This window comes from Citricoccus sp. NR2 (assembly GCF_027594385.1).
In the GTDB taxonomy this organism is placed as follows: Bacteria; Actinomycetota; Actinomycetes; order Actinomycetales; family Micrococcaceae; genus CmP2.
Map to the genome: position 1 here is coordinate 1,381,696 of NZ_CP115154.1, position 25,271 is coordinate 1,406,966.

Below are 25,271 nucleotides of genomic sequence, written 5' to 3' on the forward strand. Positions count from 1 at the left end.
CGTCTGTGTCTTCAGATCAGGAGCGCAGTGCCTGGTGCGACGTCTCCTTCGACATCATGACGGATACGAACGCAATAGCAGCTGCCACCATGAGCATCCATGCCGGGGCGAGCGTCGATCCGGTCCAAGAGATCAGCAGCGTGGCAACGAAAGCCGCAGACCCACCGAACAGGGCGTTGGCGGTATTGAAGGACACCGCGAATCCCGAATAGCGGATCTTCGTGGGGAACTGCTCGGAGAGGTAGCTCGGCAGCACGCCGTCATTCAGGGTGAGCGTGGCGCCCATGATGACCAGGACGAAGGTGCCGATGAAAAAGCCCTCGTCGAGCAGCATGAATGCCGGGATCGCCAGCACAAACATCGTGACGGAGGCAGAGAGCAGCACCTTCTTGCGGCCCAGTCGGTCCGAGAGGCCGCCGGTGATCACGATGAACCCGATGTAGGTGATCAGCGAGATCGACGTCATCACATTGGCTTCCGTGACCGACAGGTTCAGCTGCGTCTCCAGATAATTCGGCATGTAACTCAGCAGCACGTAGAAGGCGACGGCGTTCAGCAGCGCGGCTCCGAATGTCTGCAGCAGCACGCGCCAGTTGTCCACGAATAGCTCACGCCAGGGTGCGCGCACGACATCGTCCTTTTCCGCGAGCTCCGCGAAAGCGGGGGTATCTTCCAGTCGCATCCGGATGTACAGGCCGATGATGCCCAGAGGCCCGGCTAGCCAGAAGGGGATGCGCCAAGCCCACTCGGAGATTGTGGGCTGACCGAGGGCGCCGGTCAGCACAGTGACGAAGAGCAGTCCGAACAGCAAGCCGCTGGCGGTCGAAGCTGGCACCACGCTGGCATAGCGGCCGCGCTTTCCCCGCGGTGCGTACTCCACCAGGAAGGCCGAGGCGCCCGCATACTCACCCGCGGCAGAGAATCCCTGAATCACGCGAATCAGCAGCAGGAGCAGGGGAGCAATCATCCCGATGGCTTCGTAGGTGGGCAGCAACCCGATGCACAAGGTCGCCAGTGACATGATCAGGATCGACCAGGACAGGGCGGTCTTGCGGCCGTAACGGTCGCCGATCCAGCCCCACACGAAGCCGCCGATCGGGCGGATGAGGAACGATACGGCGAAGACGCCCCAGGCGCTGAGTAGCTGGGCCGTCTCGTTGCCCGGTGGGAAGAAGGTGACGGCGATGGTCGAAGCGAGGTAGCCGTAGACGGCGTAGTCGAACCACTCGACGAAGTTTCCGATAAAAGTGGCGCCGACGACGCGACGCCGGGTGCCCGGCGTGATGGGGACGAGTCCAGCGGTGTTGGGCTTAGGTTCTGATATTCGGTGTTCGGCGGAGGTCATGGTGGGGTGGTCTGAAGACATGATGTGCAGATCCTTGAAATGAGGGTGCGTTCAACGCAACAGCGTTGCATGCAGACTATGACCTAGATCACAGTCAGTCAAGGGTGCAATGAAATTGGTGGCCTGAACGCGACGAACGGCCCGGGTGTCCGGGCCGTTCGTCTTCCTTGGTGCGGGGTGTGGGGTGCGGGGCGCGCTAACCGGCGAGGACCTCGTCGATGGTGCGCAGGTGACTCTGCTCGTTCAGCTGCAGTTCCTCGGCGACGGCGTCGAAGACTCCGCGCTGGGTGAGCACGCCGTCGTGGGCGTTGAGGCCCTCTGCCAGCCCCTCATCGGCGCGCAGTGCCTCTCGCCAACCCTGACCGGCTACGCGGCGCAGATAGGGGAGCGTGGCCTGGCTGAGAGCTGCTGTCGACGTCTGGGGGACCGCTCCGGGCATGTTTGCCACGCAGTAATACAGTGCGTCGTGCACGATGTACGTCGGATTGTCATGTGTGGTGGGGCGGGAGCCCTCGAAGCAACCGCCCTGATCGATGGCAATGTCGACCAGTACGGATCCGGGGCGCATGGCCGCCACCATGTCCTGGGTGACGAGTTTCGGGGCGGCCGCGCCGGGGATCAGCACGGAGCCGATCACCAGGTCGGCATCAGCGACGGCGGAGCCAATCGTCATGGCCGAGGAAGCCAGCGTGGCGAAGCGCTGCTGGTGGGTGTGCTCGAGGTGGGCCAGGCGGGTGAGGTTGACGTCGATGACGGAGACGTTCGCACCCATGCCGGCCGCCACCACCGCGGCGGATTCCCCGGCTGCGCCGCCGCCGATCACCACCACATTCGCCCGCCGGGTGCCGGTGGCGCCACTGAGCAAGATGCCCGAGCCGCCCTGGGCTTGGGTGAGGTGGTAAGCCCCGGCCATCGGGGCGATACGGCCAGCGATCTGGCTCATTGGTGCGAGCAGCGGCAGGGCGCCGTCACGGTGGACCGTCTCGTAGGCGATCGCCGTCGTGCCCGAGTCCAGCACGGCACGGGTGCATTCCGCGGAGGCGGCCAGATGCAGGAAGGTGAACAGGATCTGGCCGCGGCGCATGCGGGAGAGCTCTTCGTTGACCGGCTCTTTGACCTTGACGATCATCTCGACATCTGCCCAAAGATCATCGGGGGAGTCGATCAGGATGCCGCCGGCCTGCTCGTAATGCTCATCGGTGATGCCCGAGCCCACGCCGGCGCCGCGTTCCACGAAGATCTCGTGCCCGTCGCGCGTGAGTTCATTGACGCCGACGTCGGTCAGCGCCACACGATTCTCACTGTTCTTGATTTCGCGGGGTACACCGATCTTCATGAGTTCAGCCTAGTGAGTCAGGCCACATTCATCAAAGGTGGCAACCAGGTGATTCCCTGGATTTTTGCAGAGATCCACGTCTTGAGGCTGTTTGCGTGCCTGCGTCGCGTGTGGCGAGTCACTAGAGAAAGCGGGCTGACGCGGTCGTGTGGATCGAGATCGCGCCGTCCGTGAACAAACGTGAACAAAGGAGCGACGATGAAGCGCATGACGAAAATGATGTCCGCGGCCGGTGCTGCCGCCATGTTGGTAGCCAGGGGCTGAAGCCGTTCGTGCTGGCCGAGCGTGACTGCAGTCATAACGGCACGAACTACTCGGCGCTGGTGGAGTGGAATTCGTGATGCCGCTCTCGTCGGGGCTGTGAATCCCCTGAAGGTCACAAAATGATCACGAACCGATAAACCGTTGAGATCATGCGGATCTTGGCGGTTTTTCGCCGTTTGTGGCGCTAGATCGGCCGCTTTGCCGGTGGAATTTCCCTCGAATCTCCCCTAAGCTGATCCAGGATCATCCGAAAAGTTATCAAACGGTGATCTTTCAGATCAGCTATCCAGTACAGCGCACCGGGGGTGCAGAGTGTCCGAAATTCGTCCGGTACGTCGTTCCATTCGACGTCTCGCATTCACCTCTGCCGCTGTGTGCGCCACCGGACTTTCGGTCCTCACTGCTGGACTCGTTGCTCAGCCGGAAAACCTCGACGTCGAGCGCACCTCGGTGACCGCGCAGGAATCCGACTCCATCGCCGAGCGCGAGAGCTTCGTCATCGAGGGCGGCACTGTTGAAGCCAGCGGCTCCGGAAGCGATGTTGCCGACACTGCTGTTGCTGCTGAAGCCGCCGCCTCGGATGAAGAAGCCACCACGGAGGCCGGAGCGCCGACCGTTGAAGAACTGGGCCTGCGGAGCGCCTCGACCGCTGTTGAGGCCGTGATGGCAGGCGGCGAGCTCGAGCTCCCCGGTGACCTGCGCCTGGCGCACCCGGTGAACGCGAACCGCATTTCCTCGCCCTACGGCATGCGCTCCAACCCCACCGGCTACGGCTACCAGTTCCACATCGGCCAGGATTACCCCGTGCCCACCGGAACCCCCGTGCAGGCTTCGGGCGACGGCACCGTGACCTTCGCCGGCTGGCACGTCACCGGCGGCTGGCGTGTGGAGATCGACCATGGCAACGGCGTCACCACGGCCTACAGCCACAACTCGCAGCTGCACGTCTCCGTGGGCCAGGCCGTCAGCGCAGGCGAGACCCTGGCCGCTGCCGGCTCGACCGGTAACTCCACCGGCCCGCACGTGCACCTGGAAATCATCGTCGATGGCGAAACCGTTGACCCGGCGCTCTACCTGCCGCCGCTAAGCCGCGGCACCGCCACTGACTCGTCAGACAGTGACGTTCAGACCGCCAGCACCAACTGATCCCCGGCGGTAGACTTCACTGTCGTGGAGATCATCGTCACCGTCGTCGCGGCCCTGCTCATGCTCGTCGCGGTGGCCGGAACCATCTTTCCCATCATCCCTGGATCGCCCGTCGCCGTCGTCACCCTGATCGCCTGGGCCTGGATCCTGGGATCATCCGCCTCCTGGTCCACCGGGGTCATCGGCGCCGCTCTCGCCCTGGTGGGCATGTCGGCCTCCCTGGTCCTCACCGGGCGCACCATGAAGCGCGAAGCCATCCCCAAGGGTCCGATTCTCGTGGCTACCGCCAGCGCCGTCGTCGGCATTTTCGTGATCCCCTTCGTGGGGCTGTTCATCGGCTTCGCCCTGGGTCTTTTCGCCGCCGAGTACGTCCGCCGTCGCGACCTGCAGCTGGCGTTGCGCTCCTCCCTGCAAGCACTGAGGGCCATGGGGTGGGGCATGGTGGTCGAATGCGGCTGCGCCATTCTCGCCACCGGGGTCTTCGGGCTCGGGGTGCTGCTGCACTTCATGGGCTGAATCAGTTAAACACGTCGGCCTCCGAGCGGTGAGCTCGGAGGCCGACGTCGTGCAGACCGCTGCTGCGATCAGCGGGCGGAGGATCAGATGATCGACCGGCCCTCCTTGCGTGCCTCGCGCCAGTCGGCGAAGAATCCGCGGGCGATCACGAACATGATGATGGCGACCAGGATCGGCCACATCAGAACATAGATGGTCAGTCCCACTGTCATGGTTACTTCTCTCCTTGGGTTGAAGCGGATGCGGTGAGTTCGTCGGTGGAGCCGTTGACGTCGGTGGCGGCCGGGGTGGACTCATCGAAGTTGCCGGTCACCTTGGCGATCTTGCTGAAGTCGTAGTCCTGCTTGGACCGGAACGACATGAAGTAGCAGACCAGGAAGCTCACGGCGTAGGCGACGAGCGAACCGGAGAGCACCGGGTAGTCGCGCAGGTAACCGAAGCCGAAGGGCAGCACCGCAACGACAGCCACCGTGCCGACGATGATCGCTGTGCGCATGCCGAAGAACCCGAAGGACATGATGCCCAGCACCACGCCGATTCCGACGATCGCCAGGGCCTCGACGACGATGCCCCAGGCGCCCACGGCCGGAATCCAGTCGAAGCGCACCGGCAGGAAGAACGCCAGGGCGGCCAGCACCGAGACGGTGAAGGCGGCGTTGGTGACCTTCTTCCAGTAGAACGAGGCGATCACCGGGAAGACCAAGCAGCCCCAGAGTGCGCCCACAAACACCAGCAGGTCCAGGATGCTGAACCGGGCGGTGGCGAAATATAACGCTGCGGCGGTCGCGACGATCATCGTGATGCGGCCGACGAGGAGCATGAACCGAGGGTTCACGTTCTTGCGGCCCTTGCCCTGACCGTAGATGTCGGTCATGACGATCGAGGACAGCGCCGACAGATCAGAGTCCGCCGTCGACGACAGCGAACCGATGATCATGATGAAAGCCAGCGCCAGCAGCACGGGGCCGAGGTAGGTGCCGGTCATCTGCGGGATCAGGTTGTTGGTGTCGCCCTGCAGCGGCTCGACGCCCAGGTAGAGTGCCATCACGCCGAGCATGCCGATACCGATCACGGTGGCGCCATACCCTACCGTCGCGGTGATGAAGGTCGGCTTGATCAGGTCCTCACGCACCGCGAAGAGACGCTGGGCGATGGTCTGGTTACCGATGGCGTAGGCCAGCACGGCAGCGATGTAGGGTGCGCCCTGGTTCATGAACGCATCCGAGGAGAAGAAGTTCTGCTGCTGGGCGGTGACGTTACCCGAGGCCACGCCGGCCTCGAACATGCCCGGGCCACCAGCGACGAAGAAGATCACCGGGATGATGATCGCGGCGGCACCCAGCATGGCCATCACCTGCGCGAAGTCGGTAAGCACCGAGGCGCGGAATCCGGACCACAGGGTGTAGAGCAGCACACCCGCGGCGACAATCACAATGCCTGCGCCGAAGCTCAGCGGGGAGAGGATGGCGATCAGTGCGCCACCGGCAATGAAGTTGGAGGTCAGCGAGATGACCGAACCGAGCACATTCGAGCCGGCCAGCATCAGCTGGGAGGACCGGCCGTGCCGGGCGTACATGACCTCGGCAAGCGTGTGCGCGCGTGGGGCGACCTTTCGGATGCGCCGTCCGAACGGGTAGATGAACAGGATCATTAGCGCGCCCCAGAGACCATAGTGGATCGGTCCGGAGACGCCGTAGTTGTAGCCGGCTTCCGCCGAGGCGTACATGGATGATGCCCAAATCCAGGTGGCGGTCATCGAAGCGGCTGAAACGCCGAAGCCGATGCGGTTTCCCGCGGTCATGTACGCGTCGGCATTCTCCTTCTTGCGCCCGATTATGAAGGACATCAACAGGGTTCCCCCGTAGAAGATCACAATAAGCAGGATCACCACGGGAATGGAGAGTTGACTGAGTTCTGGTGCATCCGTAGCAGGCGGCACGCGTTTCCTTTCGCTCGTCGGTCAGGCTGCGGCGCGGGTGGCGCCGCAGGGCCCGGGCTCGCTGACGAGCGCCCTCTTCAGGCGTGAATGAACGCTCGTCCCATCGCTGCGTTTCCAGCGGGGGTCCCTCTCGGACCGCGTCGGGCGCTCATGCTGGATCGTCGACCGGCTGCACAGTCCCGACCCTGTGGGGTCGGCGCGCGCCTGCGTCGCTCACATCTCATGAGCTTCAGCTCGGGCTGAACGTGCTCATTCTGGCACAGTGGGGCGAGGATAGCTAACCGAAGTGACGTTTCAGTAGCGCTGGTAACCGTGCCGTCGTCGTAAATGCTGTCACATCTCTAGTGCTCTTTGTCGGGTCCCGTTGGGATGACAAGTGGCTTCCCTCTCCATCTTCTACCGTGTTGACGAGTGTGCCCGAAAACTCCGGACACTGGTATGCGGTGTTACTGATGAAGCGGGTGCTGAATACATGGTTTCCTTCCCCGGATCCTCACGCTCCGTTGCGTCTCGACGCTTTGGAGCTGGGGGCGTTGCCGTGGCCTCCGTTGTGACCTGCACTCTGGCTGGAGCCGCCGTGCTCGCAGCCCAAGAACCCGCCGCTTCCACTCCCGCCGAAGAAGCCTCCGCGGGGCCGCAATGCCGGAGCGTGATTCGGGCTGCGGCTCAGGCCGTGCCGTGTGAGGAAGGGCGCAGCCCTTCACCATGACGTTGTGCAGCCGCAACGAACGCGCGGATCAGTGCGGACGGTGCCCGCTTGCGCGACCACGCCACACAGGTCCGCTCGACATGGGTGGGTGGATCCAGTGGTAAGCACGCCAGGGGCAGTCCCTCATAGCTCTGGTCACCGGCGGGGCGCTGAATGAATAACGAATAGCCCAACCCGCGCGCCACGAGCGACCGAATCAGCTCGAAATGCGGGCTTCGGAACCGTACCTGGGGCGTCACCGTGTGGTGGGCGAAATACGAGAGGATGTCTTCGCGGCTGGGGGAGACATCCATTAGCAGCAGTGGTTCCTGGGCCAGATCCTCGATCCGCGCCATCGGCCCCGCCGCCAGGCGATGATCTGCTGGTAGGAGCGCGTACATCTGGGTGTCGTACAGCGTGGCCGTGGAGATGCCCGGTAGCACGTTGAGGTTGTACCCAAGGATCACGTCGAAAACACCGCTGTTCAACCCGGCCAGCATGTCGTCGCGGTTCGTCGACGTCACCGTCAACTCCAGCTCGGGGTGCTCCTGCGACAGCTCCGCCCACACCGCGGGCAACACGGTGGGCGCCAGTGAAGAGAAACACCCCACCGAGAGTGCCCCCTGGACCCCTTGATCCGATACCGGTGATTCCAGTCGTTCAGCCGCCGCGAGGATCTCCTCGGCCCGGGTGAGAAAATCCTCGCCGGCTACCGTCAGCTCCACCCCGGTGCTGCGGCTGCGCACGCATAGTTGGGTTCCGGTGATTTTCTCCAATGTATCCAAGGCGTCCGTTACGGAGGTCCGAGAGATGTGCAGGTTCTCGGCGGCGGCCGCGATGCTGCCCATCTGGGCAATCGAGGCGAAGCACTCCAACTGCCTCAAGGTCATGCGCACGAGGACCACCGCCGATCTTCAGGGGACCTCAGCGGAAGGCACGCCCCGCGGTCTCGGGCATGCGCCAGATGACAAGGACGCTGATCACGCACAGCAACACCATATATCCCACGAACAACTCGTGAAGACCGAGGGAGGAGAACCACGTGTTCAGGTACGGTGCCGTCCCGCCGAAGATAGCGCCAGAGGTGGCATACCCGATGCCGATCAGTGTGGCGCGCTGGCGGGTAGGCACCAGCTCTGCAAACACAGCGCCCAACGGCGCACAGTTAGCGGCCAACAACAGAGAACCCATGGCCATGGTGACCCAGAGCATCAGTGGGCTCGGGCCCAGCAGCCATTCCATTGGAAAGGCCAACAGCGCGAAGCCCGCCGCGAAAATCATCAACACCGAACGGCGTCCAATGCGATCAGAGAACATCCCCATGAACGGAATAGCCACCAGGAACACCGCCTGCCCCAACAATCCTGCGACCAGCGACGCCGTCGCATCCATGCCAAACTGCTGCGCCGCATACCCCGGGGCAAAAATGAACCACGTGTAGAAGGCGACAACGCCGGAAATGGTCAGGCCGATGATCTGCAGTAGCGGCTTCCACTCCCGGCGCAGCTCGCGCATGACCTCGCCCAGCGGCTGGGTCTTCGGTGCGGAAGCGCCCGCTTCGTGGGCCGCGTCAGTGACCGCCGCGGTGTGTACCTCGGATTCCGTCATGGTGCGGCGGATGTACAGCGCGTACAGGCCAAGCAACGCAGCGACGGCGAACGGCACCCGCCAGCCCCACTCCGCCATCTGCGCGTCGTCGAGGATCGCGGTCAGTAGCACGCCCATCCCGGTGGCGAGCATCGTTCCCGCGGCGACACCCAGCCACGGCGTCGACGCCCACATGCCGCGCCGGTGACTCGGAGCGATTTCGGCGAGGTAGGTGAATGCGCTGCCCGTCTCACCACCGTGGGACAGCCCCTGAACCAGGCGAGCCACCAGCAAGATCACCCCGGCGAATACCCCGATGCTGTCGAAGGTGGGGGCGACGGCGATCATCAGGGAACCGGCCGAGGCGAGCAGGATCGCCAGGGTGAGGCTGAACCGTCGGCCCTTCTCATCGGCGAGACGTCCAAATAGCCAACCGCCGACGGGGCGCATCAAGAATCCAACGGCGAACACGGCCAGGGTCGAGAGCAGGCTAGAGAGCGGATCATCCGAGCGGAAGAACAGGGCCGCGAAGAACGGGGCGAAGATCGCGTAGACGTTCCAGTCGAACCATTCCAGGGCGTTGCCCAGGTTGAGGCGACGAGGTCCTTGCGGCGCTTGCGGCGCGATACCCCGGTGGGTGGCGCCGCGGTCAGTGAGTTGGTGTGAGTCATGGCGCAACTATGCGGCCGGCTTCTCAGTCCCGCAAAGACAAATAATGTGTATCCGATGTCGCAAAATTGAGCAACCAGAATTCTTGACATCCTCAACTGCTGGCGAGGAAGGTGTGAACATGAATCAGACGCTTTCTCCTGCCCCGCCTGCCCTCGACTACCTCGGACGACTCGAGGTGCACGTTGCCGCGCCGGTTGAGGTGGGGCATACCCACGCCGGCCAGCGCCGCGTGATCCCGATTACTGGTGGCACCTTCGCCGGTCCGCGCGGTCAGGGGCAGATTTTGGCCGCTGGTGCAGATTTCCAACTGCTGCGCACGCCCTCTGAGGCATTCCTGGATGCCCGCTATGTGGTGGCCATGGAGGACGGCGCGCGGCTCTTCGTCACCAACGCTGCCTACCGCACGGGCGCCGTAGAAGACATCCAGGCACTGGTGCGCGGAGAGGCGGTGCCGCCGGAGCGGATCTACTTCCGGTGTGCCCCGCATTTCGAAGTGGCAGACACGGACGAGAGTGCCTGGGGCTGGTTGTCGACGTCGATTGTGATCGGTTCGGGCCAACGCGAGCCAGACCGGGTGATCATTGATCTGTGGGTCGTCCGCTGACCCTCGAATTCGGCCGGGTCGACACCGAGCAAAGTAGTTAAGAAACATAACTATTGATGGCTTGTATTGATCGCTCGAGGCGTCTAGTCTGATTCTAGTGTGTCATAACTCACAACTTAGTGAACTCGCCGCAGAAGAGAGTCAGGGTGACCATGACGGAAAAACCATCACCTGGGGGTGAAGAACAGGACGTCCATCGCCTCCATAGGCTGGAGTCCTCGGCCTCCGGACGAGAGGCCGATCGATACCCCGCCGGCTATAAAAGTGCCGGGCTGGATATCTCCACGCGCCCGGACCCGGGCGCACCGTTCGGCTCCGTCGCCCAGGCCGGCGCGACGGGTCGCAAAACGGCAACCGGACCCGCTCGGGCGGTGCGCCGGAAGCGCCGCGGCTGGAAGTCACGACTGTTGGGCGCAGTCGGTATCCTCGGCTTCCTCGTGATCTGGGAGCTGATGCCGATTCTGGGCATCGTCAACGCCCGCTTCATGCCGCCGGCTTCCGAGGCCATTGTCGATTTGTTCCGCAACTTTGGGTTGACGCTTTTCTGGGTGGCCGTCTGGGACACCTTGAAAGCCTGGCTGATCGGCATGCTCATCGCGGTGAGCGCGGCCGCCATTCTGGGCTTCATCATCGGTTCCTCGCCATTCTTGAAGAAGTTCACCAACTCGACGATCGAGTTCATGCGCCCGGTGCCCTCGGTGGCCCTGATTCCGCTGGCCGTGCTGTTGCTGGGCATCGGCATCGAATCGGCGCTGCTGCTCATTGTCTATGCGTGCTTCTGGCAGGTCCTCATCCAGGTGCTCTACGGAGTGGCCGATGTGGACACCGTGGCCATGAACACCGCCCGCTCTTATGGTCTGGGTCCGATCGCCCGCCTGCGCTACGTCGTCTTTCCGACGGCGCTGCCCTACCTGATGACCGGGGTTCGTCTCGCGGCGGCGGTTGCCTTGATTCTGGCCATCACCGCCCAGCTGATTATCGGCTCCCCGGGGCTTGGTGCTGAAATCGCCAAGGCCCAGTCCGGTGGCGCCTACGTCTCGATGTACTCGCTCGTGTTGGCGACGGGCATCTTGGGCGTGCTGATCAATCTCGTGATGCGTGTGGTGGAACGGCAGCTGCTGTCCTGGCACACCTCGGTTCGTTCGGAGGTCGTCAATTGAAAATCCTGAAAGACCTGTTCTTCATTGTGACGCTGCCCGTTCTGCTGCTGGTCGCCTGGGTGATCTGGTCCTCGCAGTCCTCCAGCTTCTTCGTTCCCGACTGGGGGCAGATGACCAACGCGTTCTCCAATGTGTGGACCTGGGGTCGGATCCAGTCTGACCTGCTGCCTTCCGTGGGGCGCCTGTTCATCGGTATCGTTCTCTCCATCGTCATCGGCGTCATCGGCGGGTTGTTGATCGGCTCGTTCCGCTGGTTGCGCCAGCTGTTGGAACCGACGCTGGAGTTCTTCCGCGCGATCCCACCGACCGTGCTCATCCCCGTCATGATGCTGCTGATCGGCATCGGCGACGATATGAAAGTGGCGGTGATCGTGTTGGGTGCCGTGTGGCCCATTCTGCTCAACACCATCGAAGGTGTGCGCTCCATGGATGAGGTTCTCTCGGACACCTCCCACACCTACGGCATCACCGGCTTCGCCCTGGTGCGCTACCTGATCCTGCCCTCGGCGCTGCCACAGATCATGGCGGGCGTACGCCAGTCACTGTCGATCGCGCTGATCCTGATGGTGATCTCGGAGATGTTCGCTTCCTCGGCCGGCCTGGGCTACCTGATCGTTCAGTTCCAGCGCTCGTTCGCCATCCCAGAGATGTGGTCTGGCATCGTGGTGCTCGGTCTGATCGGCGTGATCCTCTCGTTCATCTTCCAGGCGGTCGAACGCATACTGCTCAAGTGGTACCACGGTCAGCGGGAGCTTGAGAATGCCGCATGATCCTCATTCCACCCCCGCCCCCGACCCTGCATCCCGGCGTACCGCGCCCGCATCGACCACACCAGCTGAAGGGACCCCGGCCATGACGACCGAACCCACCCCCACCGAATCCACTCTCGTCCCGAACCAAGGGACCACCGCAGAAACCGCCGACGGGCTACTGCCGGTGGGCTTGACCTTGCCCGATGGCGAGGCCATGCTCTCGGTGCGCAACTTGAAGAAGGTCTATCACACCGACGGTGGCGACATCGAGGCCGTCCGGAACCTCACCTTCGACCTGCCCAAGGGCGAGCTCGCCTGCCTGGTGGGGCCCTCTGGGTCTGGCAAGACCACACTGCTCAAGTGCATCTCCGGGCTCTTGGCGCCGACCAACGGCGAAGTCACCCTGCACGGCAAGAAGGTCACTGGGCCGCCCAAGTCCATGGCCGTCGTCTTCCAGGAATACGGCCGGTCGCTGTACCCGTGGATGCGTGTGCGCGAAAATGTGGAACTGCCGCTGAAGAATCAGGGCATGGACAAGGCTCGCCGCAAGGAGCTCGTCGATAACGCGCTGGAAGCCGTCGGTCTAGCCCACGTTCCGCGCTCCTATCCGTGGCAGCTGTCCGGCGGTATGCAGCAGCGCGTGGCGATCGCCCGTGCGGTCGCCTACCAGCCGGAAGTCCTGCTCATGGATGAGCCCTTCGCCGCGGTGGACGCGCAGACACGCGCCGACTTGGAGGACCTGGTACGCCGGGTCTGGAAGCAGCTCGGCGTCTCGGTGCTGTTCGTGACCCACGACATCGACGAGTCGGTGTATCTCGGTCAGCGTGTGATCATTCTGTCCTCCTCGCCCACCGTGGTGCAGCAGGACGTGAAGATTGATCTGCCCGACGAGCGTGATCAGCTGGAGACCCGTTCCTCGCAGCGCTTCACCGAGTTGCGCCACCACGTCTACGAGCAAATCCAGCTCGCCAAGAAGGGCTTCCGTCCCGAGGACACGCTATCGGCGACCTCGGGCGACTCCCGGCCCAAGGGCAAGCCCAGTGTCACCCACGGTGGAGGGCTTTGATCGCGAGGTAGAAGCGTCTCGCCTGTGCGGGGCATGAAAAGGGGGCGATGCAGATCATCTGCATCGCCCCCGGTTGCTTTCTAGAGTTCCCGTTGATTAGAAGGCGACCTTCATGAGCAGGTCGCGCAGCTGCTTGCGCTCGCGCGGGGACAATGTTCCCAGCGTGACGTCGGACGACGCCGTCACGATTTCATGCGCTTGCTGGTAGAGCTTCTGCCCGTCATCCGTGGTGATGACGATCTTGGAGCGACGGTCATTCGGGTCGGTCTGACGCTCGACCAGCCCATCGTTTTGCAGCTGATCAACCAGTGCCACTACCTGTGACGGATCGAGCCCCAGAAACACCCCCAACTCGCGCTGGGAAGGGTTGAGGCCGGAGGCTGCCAGCGATAGCACCGAATATTGCCGCACTTTGATCCCGAGGTCCTGCAACTGCGCATTAGCGTGAGCCGAGCCGCGGGCGCGGGCGCGGGCGGCCAAGAACTGGACTTCCTGAGCCAAGTCGGAATCAAAGAATCGTTCCAGGCCGGGGGCGATGGGTTCGGATACTGTGCTCATCTGCTTCTTTCGGTCTGACCAGCGGTGGTACTGCTCGAATCGGTCCACCATCCTACGCACCATGACGCGCAGAAAAGCCCGTTCTGATGCCGATCGACGATTCTTCGTTGACAAACTCAACTATATCGGTTGTGATGTATAACAGCACATCATAAACGAAGGAGATTTGCCATGTCACTCGAAGGTAAGGTCGCGATCGTTACCGGCTCCGGCGCAGGGCTAGGCCTTGCTTACGCTCAGGAGCTCGCCCGTCAGGGTGCGAAGATCGTCATCAATGACGTCAACGAAGAGGTTGCCCAGGCGGCTGTGGCTTCCATCACTTCCGTTGGCGGCGAGGCCGTCGCCGTGGTCGCTCCCGTGGGTAGCTCCGAAACCGCTCAGCAGCTGGTCGACACCGCGGTTCAAACATTCGGCAGACTCGACATTCTGGTCAACAATGCCGGCATCCTGCGCGATAAGTCACTGCTGAAGATGACCGACGACGACTTCGACGCCGTCATCGGCGTGCACCTGCGTGGCACCTTCACCTGCGTGCGCGCGGCGTTCGAGTACTTCAAGACCAACGGCGTGGCCGGGCGTATCGTCTGCATCGGTTCCCCCACCGGCCAGCGCGGCAACTTTGGCCAGACCAACTATGCGGCTGCTAAGGCCGGCATCGTGGGCATGGTCCGCACCTGGGCGCTGGAGATGAAGAAGGCGGGCGTCTCTGTCAACGCCGTCATCCCCGTGGCCGCCACCGCTATGACTAAGACCGTGCCCTTCTTCCAAAAGGCTGTGGAAGCCGACGAGCGCGGCGAGGCTATGCCTGACTTCTTCCGCAAGGAGCTCGGCTTCGGTACCGCCGCGGATGTTGCCGGCGTCATCGCCTTCCTCTCCTCCGACGCGGCCGAGGGCATCACCGGCCAAGCCGTGGGCGTGGGTGGCGACCGTCTGCAGGTGTGGAGCCACCCGGAACCCGTCGTGCAGGAATTCCACGACGGCGGCTGGGACTACGCCACCATGCAGTCGGAAGGCAAAGCCATCCTCGAGGGCAACAAACAGTCCGTGGGGGAGCGCTTCCCGGAACTGCCGGCCGAGCTGCAGCCTGAAGCCTGAGGCGATCCATCGTGACGAACAGCACCCTGTACACCTGCGCGGTGGACGTAGACGCGGTCGACGCCATCGACATGCACGTCCATCTTGAGATCGACGAGTGCGGCCATAAGTCGCTCCCGGAGGACTTCTACGCCGCCTCCGAGAAGTACTTTAAAGCCGACGAGCGCACCCCCTCGGTGGATCGCATCGCCGAGGTCTACCGTGGCCAGTCCATGGCGGGGGTGGTGTTCACCGTGGACGCGCGCACCCAGTTCGGTCATAAGCCGAACTCTATCGACGATCTCGTGGCCGGCTGCGCGCGGCACAACGACGTGCTGATTCCCTTCGGCTCCGTTGATCCACGCACCGGTGCTGAAGCAATCACCGAGGCGCGTCGTCAGGCCACCGAGCTCGGCGTGCGCGGTTTCAAGTTCCACCCCTCGGTGCAGGGTTTCGATCCCTCTGACCGGGAGTTTTATCCGCTCTGGGAAACCCTGGAAGAGCTCGGTCTGCCGATCGTCTCCCACACCGGCCAGAACGGGATGGGGGCCGGGCTGCCTGGCGGCCGGGGCATCAAGCTGAAGTACTCGAACCCGCTGTTGCTTGACGATGTCGCTGCGGACTTCCCAGGGCTGACCATCATCATGGCTCACCCCTCGGTGCCGTGGCAGGACGAAGCCAACTCGATCGCCACCCACAAAGCGAATGTCTACATCGACCTCTCCGGCTGGTCGCCTAAGTACTTCCCGGAGTCGCTGGTGCGACAGGCCTCCAACGTGCTCTCGCGCAAGCTGCTGTTCGGTACGGACTACCCGCTGATTCCTGCAGAAAAGTGGATCAAAGCGTTCAATGATCTCCCGATCAAGGATGAAGTCCGTCCGCTGATTTTCAAGGACAACGCCGTCAAAGTGCTCGGTCTCGCTGACTCTGCCGCGGCCCAGGAAGGAGTCCCGTCATGAGCAGGCCCTACACCATTGATTCAGATGTTCTGGGCTTCGCTGACCGGCTCACCGAAACCGAGAAGTCGGTGCTGGCCGAGCTACGCCACGTGCTCGAGACGAAGGTTCACCCCTATCTCAATGACGCGTGGAGCGAGGACCGATTCCCGACCGAGGTCGTGGAGCCGCTGGAGTCACTGGGGCTGATGGACCCGCCTGCACTGGCCGCAGCGGGTGAACCGGTGCGCGATCTGCTGGTGGCCTTCCGCAACTTCGAGTTGGCTCGCTGCGACATCAACATGGCGACGTTCTACAACGCTCAAGCCGGGCTGTTCCGCACCGCCTGTGTGGTGGGCGGCGACGAGCAGCAGGCACGTGAGCTGGACGAGAAGATCCGCACGTACCAGTTGCGCGGCGTCTTCGCACTCACGGAACCCGACCACGGCTCCGATGTGGCCGGTGGGCTCGCCACACGGGCGGAGCAGCTGGAGGACGGTAGTTGGAAGATCAACGGCGCCAAGCGCTGGATCGGCGGCGCCTTCGACGCCGACGTGCTGTGCACCTTTGCTCGAGATGTTGCTGACGGCCAGGTCAAGGCCTTCCTGGTGCCCCGCACCGCTGAGGGGGTCACCTTGGAGAAGATCCAGCGCAAGGCCTCCTTGCGCATCATGCAGAACGCGGAGATTGCCTACACCGATGTCGTGGTCGACGCCGATGCGCGCTTGCGCAATATCAACTCGTTCAAGGACGTGGCATCGTGCCTGCGGCTGATGCGCTCAGACGTCACCTGGATTGCTGTCGGCGCCATGGCCGGAGCCTATGAGGCTGCGGTGCGCTACGTGACCCAACGTGAACAGTTCGGTCGTCCACTGGCCGGATTCCAGCTGATCCAGGAAAAGCTGGCCCGGATGCTGGGGAACGTGACCTCGTCGCTCGCCCTGGCCGTGCAGCTGACGGAACAGCAGGCGTCGGGCGTCTACAAGGACGAGAATTCCGCCCTGGCGAAAATGGTCTCGGCGAGCAAGCTGCGCGAGACCGTCGCCCTGGCCCGCGAGGTCTGCGGCGGTAACGGCATCACCCTGGACACCGATGTTGCTCGGTTCCACGCGGACGCCGAAGCCGTCTACTCCTACGAAGGCACCCACGAAATCAACGCGCTGATCGTCGGACGCTCCATTACCGGCACCAGCGCCTTCGTCTAACCCCCTCATAGTTCTGGAAAGGAACCCCCATCATGACTGAAAGCACCGCGAAGACTGTTGTCGACTTCTCCGAGGTCTCCGGCCTGGCCGGCAAAGACCTCGGCTACTCAGATTGGATCGAGGTGACGCAGGAGATGGTCAATACCTTCGCCGACGCCACCGACGATCACCAGTGGATCCACGTCGATCCCGAGCGCGCCAAGGACGGCCCGTTCGGCGCCCCGATCGCTCACGGCTTCCTTACCCTGTCGCTGATCATCCCGTTCTGGACCGACCTCTTCGACGTCACCGGCTTATCCACCAAGGTGAATTACGGGCTGGACAAGGTCCGCTTCACCTCGCCGGTGAAGGTCGGCTCCCGTGTGCGCATGCACGGTGTGATCGCTGAGGTTTCCGAGGTCAAGGGTAACGGTCTGCACCTGGTGACCAACGGAACCATCGAAATCGAAGGCGAGGAGCGCCCGGCCGTGGTCGCTACCTTCCTTTCGCGCTTCTACGCCTGAGGCTAGCGCCCACTCAGAAGTGTCCGCCGGGCCCCGCAACACACGATGTTGCGGGGCCTGAAGCGTCACTGAACCCCGCTTCAGAATCTTTGAGAACGACCAGGATGCAGAAATTCAACAATTTTCTTCGTCACATAAGTGCAGATATCTTGTAGCCCACTTCATAGCTAGATAGAGTGTGACCCAGCTAACATTCGCTAGCGCTTGAGTCTATTTCGTTCACCATGAATGGAGACCTCCCATGTCGTTCATCTCAACTCACTCCCGAGGCGCTCGCGCCACTCTCACGGCACTGGCTGCCACCGGCCTGTTGGCCCTGACCGCTTGTGGCTCCGGTTCCCCGTCCGGCGCCGAAGGCGACGACGCTGCCAGCGGTGGCGGCGGCGCTGATTCCGGCGAACTGACCCAAGTCACCGTCGGTGTGCTGCCAATCGCCCCGTCCATTGGCGTGCAATACGGCATCGAACAGGGCATCTTCGAAGAGCATGGCCTGGATGTGGAGATCTCCACCTCCAATGCTGGAGCGGCGATGCTCCCGGCCGTCACTTCCGGCCAGCTCGACTTCGGCGTGGGCAACCCGCTGTCCGTGTTGACCGCTGTGGACCAGGGCCTGGATATGCGGATCGTGGCTGGCTACTCCAACTCCCTCGGTGAGGGGGATGACATCGCCGGTGTGGTGACCCTCGCCGATTCCGACATCGAGAGCTACGCGGACCTTGAAGGCAAGACCACCTCTGTGAACGCCCTGCGCACACTGGGAGATCTGACCATCATGGCTGACGCCGAAGAAGAAGGCGCGGACCCGAGCTCGCTGAACTTCTCCGAAATGCCGTTCCCAGACATGCAGGCACAGCTCGAAGCCGGTAACACCGACGCTATTTGGGTCCCGGAACCGTTCCTGTCCAACGCCCTGGCCGAAGAGACGAACCAGCTGGTCGGCTACAGCTTCCAGGACGCCATTCCGGGCATGCCCACCATGGTGACCTTCACCTCCGGATCCTTTGCCGAAGAGAACCCGGAGGTGGCCGAAGCCTTCGCTACGGCCATGCAGGAGTCGCTGGCCGGTGTTGAAGCCGACCAGGAAGGCGCCCGCGAGTTGCTACCGGACTTCATGGAAATCAGCCCCGAGGCCGCGCAGAACTTGCGTATGGAGCGCCTCGATGGCGAAATTCCGAAGGACGAGATCAGCCAGATCAGCGAGCTCGCCGTGCGCTACGACTTCATCGGTGCTGCACCGGCCGATGAAGACCTGTACATCGACTGATTCACCCTGACACCGCCCGCCTCGATGACGTTCGACCTGAACCTGCTGAGGGTTTTGGCGGCCGTCATCGAGGAGGGGACGGTGACGGCCGCCGCAGAGCGGCTCCAGCTCAGCCAGCCCGCCATCACCCACGGGCTGAACCGGTTGCGGCGACTGACCCGGGACGAGATCTTCGTCAAGCAGGGGCGGGGTGTGGTGCCCACCCGCGTGGCGCTGCAACTCTATGCAGACACCGCGGACTTGGTGCGAGCGGGCGAGAGTGCGGTCGACCGGGTGGTGCACTTCGATCCCCGTACGACGTCGTCGAGCTTCAGGGTGGCGCTGACTGACGTCGGACAGCACACCTTCCTGCCCACCCTGGTCGCGGGCCTGCACGCGCAAGCGCCCCACGCCCGGCTCGTGGTGAGCTCACCCAAGATGGACGAAGCCGCTACCCAGCTCTCTGAAGGGGAGCTGGATCTGGCCGTGATGTCCACCGAAGTGCACGGTGCTGTGCGATCGGAATTGCTGCGCTACGACCACTACGTGTGTGTGGCGCGCCGGGGCACCTTTGGGTCGCAGGGCCCCAGCCGGGACGAGGTGATCCGGCGCCCACGGGTGGTGATCTCCTCGGTGACCGGGCATACCCTGATCGAGCGGGATCTGCCCGCCGCGCCCCCGGGATCCGTGCATACCGAAAGTTTCGCCGGCATCCCCGCCTTGCTGGTCGCGGCTGATCTCATTGCCTTCGTTCCCGATGCGCTGCGAGCCAGCTGGGGATCCCGGTGGAATATTGAGCACTGGCCCGCCCCCGTCGACCACGCCAGGGTTCGAGTGATGGCGCATCTGCCTCGGGTTCCGCGCACGCGGGCGTCGTCATGGTTTGGCGATCTTGCGATATCGTTGCTGCGAGATTCCGGGTTGCGCGAACCCATCAGTGTGGCTGATGGAATCGATGCAGAAGTATCCGTAGACGAGATGTGAGCTGCGTCATAGCGTGTGAGCATGACTACTCACATCGCTGACCCGCGTCCCTCTACTCGCCTCGGTACACGCCGTCGATTCATTGCGGTGCTGGGCGTTACCAGTCTGGCACTTGGACTGGCTGCGTGCGGCTCCGACGAACCCACCAACGCCACGGGCAACGGCGACGATGCCGAACTGGAGCAAGTTACCGTCGGTGCTATTCCGATCGGTGACGTGGCTCCGCTGCATGTGGCCATCAGCGAAGGCTTCTTCGAGGAAGAGGGCTTGGAGGTGGAGATCGTCAACACCACCGGCGGTGCCGTCGCGGTCCCGGGTGTGGTGGCTGGCGACTACGACTTCGCCTTTGGCAACACGGTCTCCTTGATGGTCGCTCGTGATCAGGGACTACCGTTGCGTTATGTCTCCAACGGGGCCACCACCACCGGTGAACCCGGTGCGGACTTTGCCGCCGTCGTCGCCCCTGAAGACTCTGAGCTCCACGAGACAGCCGACCTCTCCGGGGAGCAAACCTCCTCGAATAACCTCAATAACATCGGCGACACCGCCATCCGATTGGCCGTGGACGAAGCCGGTGCTGATGGTGCAGACATCGAATTCGTGGAGCTGGCCTTCGGTGAGGCCGAAGCAGCTGTGACCAATGGCAACGTGTCCTCCGCCCTGCTGCTGGAGCCCTATCTCACCGCCGCCCTCGACCATGGGCTGAAGCCCATCGCCTGGCCCTATGCCGAGGCGCACCCCGACCTGGACATCGGCGGATACTTCACCTCGGAAGAAACCCTGGCTGATCGACCCGACACCGTAGAGGCCTTTCAACGTGCCATGGAGCGGTCCTTGGAGTTCAGCCAGGACAACCCGGAGGTAGTGCGCGAGGTGATCGGCACCTACGCCACGATCGACGAAGAGATGCTGGAGCGGATCACGTTGCCCAGATTTAGCTCCGAATTCTCCCGCGAGGGGCTCTCTGTGCTCGGCGAGGCCGCAGCGCGGCATGGGGTGATCTCCGAGGAGCCGAACCTCGACGAGTTGCTGCCGCCGCAGTGATCGTCCCCGGAAGAGCAGAGTGACTACACAGCACCGACCCTGCCGGGTTGAACACCAGGAGAACCATGAAAGTCAGTGAGGCCGTTGGCCAGATCATCGCCCGTATGGGCGCCGGGCATGTCTTCGGCGTGGTGGGCTCGGGAAACTTCCGGGCCACCAACGCACTACTCGCTACCGCGGGGCCCGCTGGTCACCCACCGCGCTTCACCGCAACCCGCCATGAGATGGGGGCCGCCTGCATGGCCGATGCTTACGGGCGGGTCACCGGGACCTTTGCGGTGGTCACCGTCCACCAGGGGTGCGGGCTGTCGAATGCCCTGACCGGACTGGGAGAGGCGGCCAAGGCCCGCACCCCGCTGCTGGTGATCTCCGGCGACACCCCGGGGGGCCAATTTGGGTCGAACTTCTGGATCGACCAGGACAAAGTCATCGAGGGTATGGGGGCTGTCGCGGAGCGGCTACACAGCGCCGACCGTGCAATAGAGGACACGGTGCGGGCGGTGACGCGCGCCGTCGTAGATCGGCGTACCGTGGTGCTGTCCATGCCATTGGACATCCAGGAAGCGGAGATTCCCGAAGCCCAGATCGAGCAGGTGCAGGCTGCGGCGCCGCCAGCGCACCCGGACCCGGCGGGGCTGAATGATCAGGCCGCGCGCGAGATCGCCGATGCCCTGCTGACCGCCGAGCGGCCGGTGCTGCTGGCCGGCCGCGGTGCCCACCATGCCGAGGAGCCCTTGCTGCGACTGGGTGAGCTCAGCGGGGCGCTGCTGACCACCTCGGCGGCGGGGCGCGGATTGTTCGTTGACGATCCCTGGCACACCGATGTGATGGGCGGTTTCGCAACCGACGGCGCCGCCGAGCTGGTGGCCGAGGCAGACCTGCTGGTGGTTTTCGGCGCCGCCCTGAACCGCTGGACCACCCGCTCCGGGGCGCTGCTGGCCAACAAAACGGTGATCCAGATCGACGATACGGTTTCGGCTTTTGGTCTGCACTATCCCGTGACGCGCTCGGTGCTCTCCGATTCCGCGCTCGCCGCCGTAGCGCTCTGTGCCGCTCTCGAGGCCCAGGTCGCCGAGCACCCGCAGGTCGGTTCGCTGCCGCGGACCGGCTACCGCACCGAGGAGGTCGGCCGCCGAGTGCGCGACTCACTGCACTGGCGGGATCAGCCCTTCGAGGACCGCTCCGAGCCGGCCGCCGAGGGGCGCGGTGGGGTGATCGACCCGCGCACGCTGACCAATGCCCTCGATGAGATGCTGCCCATGGACCGCGTGGTGGCCCCGGACGGGGGGAACTTCAACGCCTACCCGGCCATGCACTTCCGGGTGCCGGATACCCGGGGCTACTCGGTGCCGCTGGCTTTTCAGTCCATTGGTTTGGCGATCTCCTCGGTGATCGGGGCGGCGACCGCACAGCCCGGACGCGTGGCGATCGCCGGGGTCGGCGATGGCGGGTTCATGATGTCCCATGTCGAACTCGATACGGCCGTTCGTGAACAGCTTCCCCTGGTGGTGGTCGTGTACAACGACGACGCCTATGGGGCCGAGGTGCATCACTTCGAGCACGAGACCGATCAGCTCGATACCGTGGTATTCCCCGCGACCGACATCGCCGCGCTCGCCCGCGGATACGGCTGTGAGGCCCTGACGGTGCGCTCCGTAGAGGATCTGGCGCCCGTGGCCGACTGGGTGGCCGGGCCGCGCACCACGCCGCTGGTCATCGATGCGAAGATCGCGAAGTTCGCCTCTTGGGTGCTGGCGCACACCTTCGGCGCCGACGAGTGAGACCCCCGATGGGGCCCTCTAGTCCGGGAACGGGGCCGGGGATCGTGAAGATTGTCAACAAAATTGCTTCAGGTCTTGAAGTTCGTTGCGCGCGCTTCTAAAGTGTGAGCTACCTAACACATTAGTTATGAGGAGACTGCTCATGTTCATCACTCACTCTCGCCCTGCCCGTTGGCGGGCTGGCCTCACGGCCATCGCAGCCGCCTCGCTCCTGGCGCTCACTGCGTGTGGAGAAGGTTCGCCCAGTAGCGATGCGGATGATTCGGGCGCCTCGGGGGCCGCGGCCGATGGGGAGCTCACCAGCATTGAGGTTGGTGTGATTCCGATCGTCGATGTCGCTCCGATCTACCTGGGCGTCCAGGAGGGCATCTTTGAGGAGCATGGTCTGGATGTGAATTTGACCCTGGCTCAGGGAGGCGCCGCGATTGTGCCGGCCGTGCAGTCCGGGGATATGGACTTCGGGTTCTCCAACATTACCTCGCTGGTGATTTCCACCTCGCGGGGTCTGGAAATGGAGCTGGTGGCCGCGGGCCCGCAGACCACCGGCAATGCTGACGACGACTTCTCTGCAGTGCTGGTGCCCGAAGATTCGGATATCGAATCCATGGCGGACTTGGCCGGGAAGAGTATCGCCGTCAATACTCTGAATAACATCAATGACACGGTGCTCAAGGAGGGTATGCGTCAGGCTGGTGGCGATCCCGATTCGATGGATCTCACTGAGGTGGCCTTCCCTGAGATGCCCGGTCAGCTGGAGGCGGGCAATGTCGACGCGGTGATGGCTGTGGAGCCGTTCAAGACCATTGTCAGTCAGACCGGGGCGCGCGAAATCTACGCACCCTACGCTGAGCCCATTGAGGACTTGACCGTGGCCGGTTACTTCACCACCTCGCAGCGCATTCAGGAGGATCCGGAGCTGGTTGATGCGTTCGTGACGGCGATGAAGGAATCTCAGCAGTTCGCCGAGGATAACCCGGACGCGGTGCGCGAGATTCTGCCCGAGTACACCAGCCTGGATCCAGAGATCATTGAGGAGCTGACGATCTCCCGCTTCCCGCAGGAGATTAACACCGATTCGGTACAGCGCATCATCGAGCTCTCCCTGGAAACCGGGCTGATCGACAATGAAGTAGCGCTGGAGGACTTCATTTACGACGGCGCCTAAACACCGCACCAGTCATACTTGAACTCAATGGTTGATTTTCTCAATGACAGAGCGCAAAATGGAATCAGATGTGAGGCGCGGCACATACGCCGCTGATTCCCAACTGCTTCCAAGGAGTGCAGAGCATGATCAACCGAGGTCTGGGTGACTGGATCCACCGTCGTCGAGTGAAGTCCGCAGGCAGGATCGCCCTGGTCTCTGCCGCCGGTGAACTCACTTACGATCAACTCGACGAACGGATCAACCGCCTGGCGTCCGCCCTGGCCGATCGCGGGATCGGCCAGGGCGACCGGGTGGCCTATCTGGGCGAGAACTACCCGTCTTTCCTGGAAACCCTGTTCGCCACCACCGCGCTCGGTGCGGTGTTCGTTCCGCTGAACACCCGCCTGGCTCCGCCCGAGGTGGGCTTCCAGCTCAACGACTCGGGCTCGACCGTGCTGATTGCCTCAACTACATTGGCCCCGATGGCGCTCGCCGCCGCGCGGAAGACTCCTGTGCAGACCTTGGCCCTAGTGGACGACGGGCCGGCCGCCGCCCTTGAGCCCGCCGACGGTGACCTGCAGCCGATGGATTTCGAAGAGTTGCTGGCCTCCGGTGCGGCAGTCCACCCCGATGTGCAGATTGGGCTGGACGACCTGGCGGTGATTCTCTATACCTCCGGAACCACCGGCAACCCCAAGGGTGCAATGCTCACCCATGGAAACCTGACCTGGAACGCGCTCAATGTCATCACCGACTTCGACTACACCTCGAAGGATGTCTCGCTGATGATCGCCCCGATGTTCCACGTGGCCGCCCTGGGTATGGGCGTGCTGCCCACCCTGCTCAAGGGTGCCACCGTGGTGCTCGAACCGAAATTCGAGCCCGGCCGGGTGCTGCACCTCATTGAGAAGCATCGCGCGACCGGCATCTCCGGAGTGCCTACCACCTACCAGATGCTCGCCGAGCACCCGGATTGGGATTCCACCGATCTCTCCTCGCTGCGCAACCTGACCTGTGGTGGTTCTGCGGTGCCGCTGCGCGTGCTCGACATCTACGAACAGCGCGGGCTGAGCTTCACCATGGGGTACGGCATGACCGAAACCTCGCCCGGCGCCACCACCCTGCCCGGCCGCTACTCGCGAGATAAGCAGGGCTCGGGCGGCCTGCCGCACTTCCACACTGAGGTACGCGTGGTGGACCCGCTCAACGAGGTGCTGCCCGCCGGCGAGGTCGGCGAGATCCAGGTGCAGGGCCCCAACGTTATTGCCTCCTACTGGAACCGAGAAGAAGCGAACCAGTCGTCCTTCGTGCACGCCGAGGACGGTGTGTGGCTGAAGACCGGGGACATGGGCTACTTCGACGAGGACGGCTTCCTCTTTATCTCGGACCGGATCAAGGACATGATCATTTCCGGTGGTGAGAACATCTATCCGGCCCAGGTCGAGCAGGAAATCGCTCAGCTCGACGCCGTCGCAGCAGTCGCGGTGTTCGGCGTCGAGGACGAAAAGTGGGGTGAAGTGCCGCGCGCGGCCATCGTGATTCGGGACGGCCACGAGCTCACCGAGGCTCAGGTGCTGGAACACCTGCAGGGACGGCTGGCCCGCTACAAGATTCCGAAGTCGGTGATCTTCGTCGAGGAGATGCCGCGCACGGCGTCGGGCAAGATCCGCAAGCCCGATCTGCGCAAGCAGTACGGTACGGTGTGACCGGGAGCATACTCGC

At 63.4% G+C, this 25,271-nt stretch carries 24 protein-coding genes; 16 read left to right on the forward strand and 8 right to left on the reverse strand.

All coding sequences use genetic code 11. From position 1 onward, the window contains the following. Positions 1-16 precede the first annotated feature (16 nt). The 3 genes from O1A05_RS06500 to O1A05_RS06510 all read right to left on the reverse strand — a co-directional run bounded on the left by O1A05_RS06500 (position 17) and on the right by O1A05_RS06510 (position 2,980). Positions 17-1,366, reverse strand: a complete 1,350-nt coding sequence (locus O1A05_RS06500; RefSeq protein ID WP_270107220.1) for an MFS transporter — start codon at positions 1,364-1,366, stop codon at positions 17-19. A 175-nt stretch (positions 1,367-1,541) separates the two neighbouring features. Next, positions 1,542-2,681, reverse strand: a complete 1,140-nt coding sequence (gene ald, locus O1A05_RS06505) for an alanine dehydrogenase (RefSeq protein ID WP_270107221.1) — start codon at positions 2,679-2,681, stop codon at positions 1,542-1,544. 17 nt (positions 2,682-2,698) lie between these two features. Next, positions 2,699-2,980, reverse strand: coding sequence for a hypothetical protein (locus tag O1A05_RS06510; protein WP_270107222.1), 282 nt, complete (start codon positions 2,978-2,980; stop codon positions 2,699-2,701). Between the two features lie 277 nt (positions 2,981-3,257). On the opposite strand from O1A05_RS06510, the gene O1A05_RS06515 reads away from it, so the two are divergent. After that, positions 3,258-4,091, forward strand: coding sequence for a M23 family metallopeptidase (locus O1A05_RS06515; protein WP_270107223.1), 834 nt, complete (start codon positions 3,258-3,260; stop codon positions 4,089-4,091). Between the two features lie 24 nt (positions 4,092-4,115). Further along, complete coding sequence (locus O1A05_RS06520; protein WP_270107224.1) at positions 4,116-4,607, forward strand: DUF456 domain-containing protein; 492 nt, start codon at positions 4,116-4,118, stop codon at positions 4,605-4,607. A gap of 83 nt (positions 4,608-4,690) precedes the next feature. Here O1A05_RS06520 and O1A05_RS06525 read toward each other — a convergent pair whose 3' ends face one another. The 4 genes from O1A05_RS06525 to O1A05_RS06540 all read right to left on the reverse strand — a co-directional run bounded on the left by O1A05_RS06525 (position 4,691) and on the right by O1A05_RS06540 (position 9,499). After that, a complete protein-coding gene (locus tag O1A05_RS06525) occupies positions 4,691-4,819 on the reverse strand; it encodes a putative transporter small subunit (RefSeq protein ID WP_270107225.1) in 129 nt (42 codons plus the stop codon). A 2-nt stretch (positions 4,820-4,821) separates the two neighbouring features. Further along, positions 4,822-6,546, reverse strand: a complete 1,725-nt coding sequence (locus O1A05_RS06530) for a sodium:solute symporter family protein (RefSeq protein WP_270107226.1) — start codon at positions 6,544-6,546, stop codon at positions 4,822-4,824. Between the two features lie 666 nt (positions 6,547-7,212). After that, positions 7,213-8,124 carry a LysR substrate-binding domain-containing protein gene (locus tag O1A05_RS06535; protein WP_270107227.1) on the reverse strand — a complete coding sequence of 304 codons (912 nt, stop codon included), beginning with the start codon at positions 8,122-8,124 and terminating at the stop codon, positions 7,213-7,215. 34 nt (positions 8,125-8,158) lie between these two features. Further along, the gene (locus O1A05_RS06540; RefSeq protein ID WP_270107228.1) at positions 8,159-9,499 is read right to left on the reverse strand and encodes an MFS transporter; all 1,341 of its coding nucleotides are present in this window, start codon (positions 9,497-9,499) and stop codon (positions 8,159-8,161) included. 112 nt (positions 9,500-9,611) lie between these two features. Between O1A05_RS06540 and O1A05_RS06545 the strand changes: the two genes are divergently transcribed. The 4 genes from O1A05_RS06545 (at position 9,612) to O1A05_RS06560 (ending at position 13,075) form a co-directional block, all read left to right on the forward strand. After that, positions 9,612-10,097, forward strand: coding sequence for a DUF3237 family protein (locus O1A05_RS06545; protein WP_270107229.1), 486 nt, complete (start codon positions 9,612-9,614; stop codon positions 10,095-10,097). Between the two features lie 152 nt (positions 10,098-10,249). Further along, positions 10,250-11,257, forward strand: coding sequence for an ABC transporter permease subunit (locus O1A05_RS06550; RefSeq protein WP_270107230.1), 1,008 nt, complete (start codon positions 10,250-10,252; stop codon positions 11,255-11,257). After that, the gene (locus tag O1A05_RS06555) at positions 11,254-12,027 is read left to right on the forward strand and encodes an ABC transporter permease (RefSeq protein ID WP_270107231.1); all 774 of its coding nucleotides are present in this window, start codon (positions 11,254-11,256) and stop codon (positions 12,025-12,027) included. Before O1A05_RS06550 ends, O1A05_RS06555 begins: the two co-directional genes overlap by 4 nt. A 196-nt stretch (positions 12,028-12,223) precedes the next feature. Further along, a complete protein-coding gene (locus O1A05_RS06560; RefSeq protein WP_270107520.1) occupies positions 12,224-13,075 on the forward strand; it encodes an ABC transporter ATP-binding protein in 852 nt (283 codons plus the stop codon). A gap of 96 nt (positions 13,076-13,171) precedes the next feature. On the opposite strand, the gene O1A05_RS06565 is transcribed toward O1A05_RS06560, so the two are convergent. Further along, the gene (locus O1A05_RS06565) at positions 13,172-13,633 is read right to left on the reverse strand and encodes a MarR family winged helix-turn-helix transcriptional regulator (RefSeq protein WP_270107232.1); all 462 of its coding nucleotides are present in this window, start codon (positions 13,631-13,633) and stop codon (positions 13,172-13,174) included. A 171-nt stretch (positions 13,634-13,804) separates the two neighbouring features. Here O1A05_RS06565 and O1A05_RS06570 point away from each other — a divergent pair, with 171 nt between their 5' ends. The 10 genes from O1A05_RS06570 to menE all read left to right on the forward strand — a co-directional run bounded on the left by O1A05_RS06570 (position 13,805) and on the right by menE (position 25,255). Next, positions 13,805-14,728 (forward strand): SDR family NAD(P)-dependent oxidoreductase, encoded by a 924-nt coding sequence (locus O1A05_RS06570; protein WP_270107233.1) that lies wholly within the window; start codon positions 13,805-13,807, stop codon positions 14,726-14,728. Positions 14,729-14,799: 71 nt separating this feature from the next. After that, positions 14,800-15,666: an amidohydrolase family protein gene (locus tag O1A05_RS06575; protein WP_270107521.1), complete on the forward strand. Its 867-nt coding sequence runs from the start codon at positions 14,800-14,802 to the stop codon at positions 15,664-15,666. Beyond that, complete coding sequence (locus tag O1A05_RS06580) at positions 15,663-16,847, forward strand: acyl-CoA dehydrogenase family protein (protein WP_270107234.1); 1,185 nt, start codon at positions 15,663-15,665, stop codon at positions 16,845-16,847. The genes O1A05_RS06575 and O1A05_RS06580 overlap by 4 nt, the downstream gene beginning before the upstream one ends. 32 nt (positions 16,848-16,879) lie before the next feature. Further along, positions 16,880-17,350 (forward strand): MaoC family dehydratase, encoded by a 471-nt coding sequence (locus O1A05_RS06585; protein ID WP_270107235.1) that lies wholly within the window; start codon positions 16,880-16,882, stop codon positions 17,348-17,350. A gap of 241 nt (positions 17,351-17,591) precedes the next feature. Continuing rightward, on the forward strand, positions 17,592-18,614 hold the full coding sequence (locus O1A05_RS06590; protein ID WP_270107236.1) for an ABC transporter substrate-binding protein: 1,023 nt from the start codon (positions 17,592-17,594) through the stop codon (positions 18,612-18,614). A gap of 24 nt (positions 18,615-18,638) precedes the next feature. Then, positions 18,639-19,577 (forward strand): LysR family transcriptional regulator, encoded by a 939-nt coding sequence (locus O1A05_RS06595; protein ID WP_270107237.1) that lies wholly within the window; start codon positions 18,639-18,641, stop codon positions 19,575-19,577. 21 nt (positions 19,578-19,598) lie between these two features. Further along, on the forward strand, positions 19,599-20,621 hold the full coding sequence (locus O1A05_RS06600) for an ABC transporter substrate-binding protein (RefSeq protein WP_270107238.1): 1,023 nt from the start codon (positions 19,599-19,601) through the stop codon (positions 20,619-20,621). Positions 20,622-20,686: 65 nt separating this feature from the next. After that, entirely contained in the window at positions 20,687-22,402 is a 1,716-nt protein-coding gene (locus tag O1A05_RS06605; protein ID WP_270107239.1) for a thiamine pyrophosphate-binding protein, read from the forward strand. 142 nt (positions 22,403-22,544) lie between these two features. After that, on the forward strand, positions 22,545-23,567 hold the full coding sequence (locus tag O1A05_RS06610) for an ABC transporter substrate-binding protein (protein ID WP_270107240.1): 1,023 nt from the start codon (positions 22,545-22,547) through the stop codon (positions 23,565-23,567). Positions 23,568-23,692: 125 nt separating this feature from the next. After that, positions 23,693-25,255: an o-succinylbenzoate--CoA ligase gene (menE, locus tag O1A05_RS06615; protein ID WP_270107241.1), complete on the forward strand. Its 1,563-nt coding sequence runs from the start codon at positions 23,693-23,695 to the stop codon at positions 25,253-25,255. The last annotated feature ends 16 nt before the right edge of the window (positions 25,256-25,271 follow it).

Coding starts and splice junctions, on each gene's coding strand:
- O1A05_RS06590 (WP_270107236.1), top strand. CDS start 17,592: ATGTCGTTCATCTCAACTCACTCCCGAGGCGCTCGCGCCACTCTCACG.
- O1A05_RS06510 (WP_270107222.1), bottom strand. CDS start 2,980: ATGACTGCAGTCACGCTCGGCCAGCACGAACGGCTTCAGCCCCTGGCT.
- O1A05_RS06560 (WP_270107520.1), top strand. CDS start 12,224: ATGCTCTCGGTGCGCAACTTGAAGAAGGTCTATCACACCGACGGTGGC.
- O1A05_RS06525 (WP_270107225.1), bottom strand. CDS start 4,819: ATGACAGTGGGACTGACCATCTATGTTCTGATGTGGCCGATCCTGGTC.
- O1A05_RS06600 (WP_270107238.1), top strand. CDS start 19,599: ATGACTACTCACATCGCTGACCCGCGTCCCTCTACTCGCCTCGGTACA.
- O1A05_RS06565 (WP_270107232.1), bottom strand. CDS start 13,633: ATGAGCACAGTATCCGAACCCATCGCCCCCGGCCTGGAACGATTCTTT.
- menE (WP_270107241.1), top strand. CDS start 23,693: ATGATCAACCGAGGTCTGGGTGACTGGATCCACCGTCGTCGAGTGAAG.
- O1A05_RS06570 (WP_270107233.1), top strand. CDS start 13,805: ATGTCACTCGAAGGTAAGGTCGCGATCGTTACCGGCTCCGGCGCAGGG.
- O1A05_RS06550 (WP_270107230.1), top strand. CDS start 10,250: ATGACGGAAAAACCATCACCTGGGGGTGAAGAACAGGACGTCCATCGC.
- O1A05_RS06500 (WP_270107220.1), bottom strand. CDS start 1,366: ATGTCTTCAGACCACCCCACCATGACCTCCGCCGAACACCGAATATCA.
- ald (WP_270107221.1), bottom strand. CDS start 2,681: ATGAAGATCGGTGTACCCCGCGAAATCAAGAACAGTGAGAATCGTGTG.
- O1A05_RS06545 (WP_270107229.1), top strand. CDS start 9,612: ATGAATCAGACGCTTTCTCCTGCCCCGCCTGCCCTCGACTACCTCGGA.
- O1A05_RS06610 (WP_270107240.1), top strand. CDS start 22,545: ATGTTCATCACTCACTCTCGCCCTGCCCGTTGGCGGGCTGGCCTCACG.
- O1A05_RS06595 (WP_270107237.1), top strand. CDS start 18,639: ATGACGTTCGACCTGAACCTGCTGAGGGTTTTGGCGGCCGTCATCGAG.
- O1A05_RS06575 (WP_270107521.1), top strand. CDS start 14,800: ATGCACGTCCATCTTGAGATCGACGAGTGCGGCCATAAGTCGCTCCCG.
- O1A05_RS06605 (WP_270107239.1), top strand. CDS start 20,687: ATGAAAGTCAGTGAGGCCGTTGGCCAGATCATCGCCCGTATGGGCGCC.
- O1A05_RS06580 (WP_270107234.1), top strand. CDS start 15,663: ATGAGCAGGCCCTACACCATTGATTCAGATGTTCTGGGCTTCGCTGAC.
- O1A05_RS06535 (WP_270107227.1), bottom strand. CDS start 8,124: ATGACCTTGAGGCAGTTGGAGTGCTTCGCCTCGATTGCCCAGATGGGC.
- O1A05_RS06585 (WP_270107235.1), top strand. CDS start 16,880: ATGACTGAAAGCACCGCGAAGACTGTTGTCGACTTCTCCGAGGTCTCC.